The organism is Kitasatospora sp. NPDC056783, from assembly GCF_042789895.1.
Lineage (GTDB): Bacteria > Actinomycetota > Actinomycetes > Streptomycetales > Streptomycetaceae > Kitasatospora.
The window spans coordinates 1-3847 of the sequence record NZ_JBHUAF010000567.1; the positions used below are offsets into that span (position 1 = coordinate 1).

A 3847-nucleotide genomic window follows, 5' to 3' on the forward strand; every position below is an offset into this window, starting at 1 on the left:
CAGTCGGAGAGGTCGAGCGAGGGGAAGAGGTCCTGGAACGGCTGGGTGGTCACCGAGACGGCCCGGGAGAACGGGTTGTCGAAGTCCCAGATCATGAACAGCAGGAAGGAGATCAGCACGCTGAAGGAGAGCGCCAGGATCAACTCCCTCGGCGTGCGCCGGATCTGGAGCGCGAACAGCATGCCGACGGTCACCACCGCGCCGCCGATCAGGCCGAACCAGACCACCCCGGGCATCGTCGGCCCGGCGTTCTGCCCGCGCGCGTTGCGGGCGGCGGAGGCCTGGCTGATCCGGTCGTTGATCGGCTGGTAGCCCTGGGACTCCAGGTCGGAGGCGGGCGGCCGGGTGGCGACGTCGCTCTGGAGCTTCTGGAGCAACTCGTCACCCTTCTCGGTGATCTGGCCGGTCTTCCGCATCACGGACCACTCGGTGTTCACCACGTACGTGACGTAGGCGTCCACGTCGGCCCGGACCTGGTCGCGGAACTCCGCCGGGTAGATCACCGCACGGTCGCTCACCTCGCGCAGCGACTGCGCCTCCTGGAACAGGTCGTCCTGGGCGGAGCCGCGCGCCTCCCAGACACCCGCGATGGCGAGGCCCAGGACGATCGCGTAGACCACCCCGATCATCATCGTGATGTACTCGATGACGTCCGGGGTCTCCTCGCTGCTCTCCGGCTCGATCGGCCGGCGCTGCCTCAGCAGCACCACCGCCGCCACGACGGCACAGGCCGACGCCATGGCGATGACCCCCGCCACCCACTCGGACATGGGAACTCCCTTCTCTGGCTTGGCTTGTGACGGAACGTGAAATCCATCGGCACTCGGCTCGCCGCCCGTCGCCCACCGTGAAGGTGATGTCGGGTGGCGGGCGGCGGACCGTCAGCGGCCGGTCAGGACCGGCCCGAACGGCCACCGCGCCCCCGACCGCCACGGCCCGGCCGCAGGGCCGCCGCCGCGATCACACCGGGGACCATGATCACCAGCAGCGTGGTGGTCATCGAGGTGCCCTGGTGGTGCCGGGTCAGGGTCAGCGGCTTCGCCCTGGCGGCGTGGAACGTCGGCGGCGCGGCCGGGGTCGGCCACAGCGGGCTCGGGGGCGCCTGGCTCGGCGAGGCCGCGGGGCCGGGGGCCACCGCGCTGGGCGCGGCCGGACCCGGGGCCGCCGGCACGGGGGCGGGCGCCGCGGGAGCGGGAGCCAGGGGCGCCCGGGGCGGCGGAGGCGGTACGGGTGCCGACGGCGCCGGGGGTGCGGGTGAGGCCGGCGGAGCCGGAGACACCGGCGACGGGGTGGGGACCGACGGGCTGGGCGACGGCGTGAGCGTCGGCGAGGGAGTCGGGGTCGGCGAGGGCGCGGGTGACAGCGTCGGGCTCGGACTCGGACTCGGGCAGGGATGCGGGTGGTGGTGATGGTGGTGGTGGTGCCAGTGTGAAGGCCGGGGCGTGTGGTGTCCCGGACCGAGGTTCGGCGCGATGCCGACCCCGACCCCGACCCGGACGTCCACGTCCACGTCGACCTCTCCAGCCGGCCCCGTCGACACCGACACGTCGGTCTCGTCGCACACGCAGACGTCCACCACCGGGCCGTGCCGGTACCCGCCGGAGTGCCCGGTACCGGACGCGGACGCGGACGCGCCGCCGACCAGCACGCAGACCGCGACCACGCCGACCGTCGCGCCGATCAGCCGCATCCGTCGTCCGGGGAGCACGCGCCCACCGTCACCGGCCGGTATCCGGCATATCTGCCGACGCTGGGGCATGGGCTCCACACACCTCTCGGAGTCGCCCGTGAAGGACGGGACGGAACGGACTGGAAGGTCGAGTTCGGTCGAATCCCCGAGGAAAGATCCATCGCACACGACCGGAAGTGATCAAAGACAGTCAGGCGGACGGCCCGCCGTCGGGGCGGGCCGTCCGTCATCAGGTCAAACGATCTTCGCGCCGACCGGTCACGGCCCGCGCCCGCTGTCCCGCGGCACTCAGCTGCGGCGGTGCGCGATCTCCACGTTCTCCAGCACACCGACCGCGTCCGGCACCAGGATGGCGGCCGAGTAGTAGGCGCTGACCAGGTAGGAGATGATCGCCTTCTCGTCGATGCCCATGAAGCGCACCGACAAGGACGGCTGGTACTCGTCCGGGAGACCGGTCTGGTGCAGGCCGATGACGCCCTGGTTGTCCTCACCGGTACGGATCACGATGATCGAGCTCGTGTTGTGCTCGGTGACCGGGATCTTGTTGCACGGCAGGATCGGCACCCCGCGCCAGGCCGGCACCTGCTGCCCGCCGAGGTCGACGTGGGTGGGGTACAGCCCCCGGGCGTTGAACTCCCGGCCGATCGCGGCGATGGTCCGCGGGTGGGCGATCAGGTAGTCGGGGTCGCGGCGGCGGTTGAGCAGCTCGTCCAGGTCGTCCGGGGTGGGCGGGCCGGAGTGGGTCTGGATGCGCTGGTCGAAGTCGGCGTTGTTGAGCAGGCCGAACTCCGGGTTGTTGACGATCTCGTGCTCCTGGCGCTCGCGCAGGGCCTCGATGGTCAGCCGCAGCTGGTGCTCGGTCTGGTTCATCGGCTGGTTGTACAGGTCCGCGACCCGGGTGTGCACCTTGAGCACGGTCTGCGCGACGCTCAGCTCGTACTCGCGCGGCTTGAGCTCGTAGTCCACGAAGGCGCCGGGCAGCTCGTACTCGCCCTTGTGGCCGGCCGACATGGCGATCTCGGCCTCGCCGCGCTCGTTCTGCGCCTGGAGCGGCAGGGCCAGGAACGTCTGGAGGTGCTCCTGGAGGCTGGGCGCGTTGTCCCGGATGCGGGCGAAGTCCGCCCGGGTGAGGGTCAGCGCGACACCGGCGGTGGCGGTCTTGGCGGTGAAGTCCCAGGTGGCGTCGGGGTTCAGCAGTGCGTCGTCGCCGAACCGGTCGCCGTCACCGGCCACGCCGACCACGGTGTCGTCGCCGTACTTGCCGGTGCCGATCTTGTTGATCTTGCCGTGCGCGATCAGGAAGATCCGGTCGGCGGCCTCGCCCTGGGTGGCGAGCACCTCGCCCGGGCCGAAGTCCCGCTGCTGGCAGCGGTCGGCCAGCGCGGTGAGGACCTCCTCGTCCTCGTAGCCGCGCAGCAGGGCCAGCTCGCCCAGCTCGGCCGGGATCACCCGGACCTGGGAGCCGGTCTTGATGAACTCCACCACGCCGTTGCCGACGGCGTAGGTGAGCCGGCGGTTGACGCGGTAGGCGCCACCGGCCGCCTGGACCCAGGGCAGCACCTTGAGCAGCCAGCGGGAGGTGATCTCCTGCATCTGCGGTGCGGACTTGGTCGTGGTGGCGAGGTTCCGTGCGGCGGCCGTCGCAAGACTCTGCTGCTTGGCCTGCACTGCCTCCGGGCTCGTGTCCACGGTCATCGGCAGTGGTCTCCATTCCTGTGATCGGGTCACGCGCCCAGGGGCATACCGGCCCGCCCGGGCGCATGCCAAGACGGACCGTCAGGTCCGCGTGATGGTGGGGGCGTTGGCGATGTGCGCGAAGTGCGGCCGTCGTCTCCCGGCGGCCCATCCGGAACCCTAGATCACCAAGGCCCGGCCGGGCCCGCACGGCGGCCGACTACCCCCCGATAGGGTGAATCTTGCCCGGTCCGGCCCCATCGCCCCGAGGAGTGGAGGAACATCCGTTCGCCTCCGCGATCCCCGTGCCGTCAAAGGCTTTTCCGCGTCGGCCGGCGGCCCGCGCGACGGGCCCGGGGGCAGCCGTCCGGCGTCAATCCGGCACACCGTCCGGCCGGCGGCGCGGACGTCCGCTCGGCGCGGCGACCACACGCGCCACGAAGCGGACGGCCCGCCAGGTGCCGGCACGGGGGAGGCCGGCAC

General features: G+C 71.8%; 3 protein-coding genes. 1 reads left to right on the plus strand and 2 read right to left on the minus strand.

The window, feature by feature from the left end; all coding sequences use genetic code 11:
* On the minus strand, window positions 1-770 hold a 770-nt coding region (locus tag ACFRMQ_RS39150; protein ID WP_380735662.1), incomplete at its 3' end, for a hypothetical protein.
* Between the two features lie 204 nt (window positions 771-974).
* On the opposite strand from ACFRMQ_RS39150, the gene ACFRMQ_RS39155 reads away from it, so the two are divergent.
* The gene (locus ACFRMQ_RS39155) at window positions 975-1409 is read left to right on the plus strand and encodes a hypothetical protein (protein WP_380735663.1); all 435 of its coding nucleotides are present in this window, start codon (window positions 975-977) and stop codon (window positions 1407-1409) included.
* A 569-nt stretch (window positions 1410-1978) separates the two neighbouring features.
* Here the strand turns inward: ACFRMQ_RS39155 and ACFRMQ_RS39160 are convergent.
* Window positions 1979-3385, minus strand: coding sequence for a family 2B encapsulin nanocompartment shell protein (locus tag ACFRMQ_RS39160; protein WP_380735664.1), 1407 nt, complete (start codon window positions 3383-3385; stop codon window positions 1979-1981).
* Window positions 3386-3847: the final 462 nt, after the last annotated feature.

What these genes read in the sequence shown, in the direction of transcription:
- ACFRMQ_RS39155 (WP_380735663.1), top strand. Translation starts at nt 975, where the DNA reads ATGATCACCAGCAGCGTGGTGGTCATCGAGGTGCCCTGGTGGTGCCGG.
- ACFRMQ_RS39160 (WP_380735664.1), bottom strand. Translation starts at nt 3,385, where the DNA reads ATGACCGTGGACACGAGCCCGGAGGCAGTGCAGGCCAAGCAGCAGAGT.